General features: G+C 39.5%; 2 protein-coding genes. Both read right to left on the bottom strand.

Annotated features, from left to right (window positions below; translation table 11 throughout):
* The coding region (locus tag ACJ5GX_RS07180) for a hypothetical protein (protein WP_495292851.1) at positions 1 to 181 on the bottom strand (181 nt) is incomplete at its 3' end.
* Positions 182 to 283: 102 nt separating this feature from the next.
* A partial coding sequence (locus ACJ5GX_RS07175) for a hypothetical protein (RefSeq protein ID WP_495292850.1) occupies positions 284 to 512 on the bottom strand: 229 nt, incomplete at its 5' end.

Genomic DNA, 512 nt, shown 5'->3' with positions numbered 1-512 from the left:
AGACGTCAATCAAGCCTCCCACGAAAAGGGAGTGATTGATATTGTTAGGAGGGTTATCTTTGTACACTTGTATCTCCCCATAATCAGCCCCGAACCCAAAGCCCGAACCTATACACTGCTTGACATTGGCAAAATTGTCTTGACTAGAAGACTGAACTGTTGTAATGAACCACCATAACATAACAAAAAACACATTAGGTTATCACCTAAGTCTGAAGGTTGTTCGTCCATTTTGTCGCCAACGATGACAACAAATAGTCCCTCGTCTTGAGCATCATCTTCATCATGCTGGAGTGATGATGAATCCATGATGATATCTTCGAATATTACATCGAAGATAAGTGACACGCAGGCCCAAAACAAAATGCTTTGTAACTTTATTATACCTCTCACTTTTAGTGATTAGTCCGTCTTGATACTGTGCAGAAAATTTCTTAATTTCACCCCTTGTATAATCAACGTGTGTAGCTTTAGTTTCAGGTATGACCATATCGCAACGACTAAAAGAAGTA

It is taken from the genome of Wolbachia endosymbiont of Tuta absoluta, from assembly GCF_059414725.1.
The sequence above is the reverse complement of the archived record's forward strand: the minus strand, read 5'-3'. Positions and strand labels throughout refer to the sequence as shown.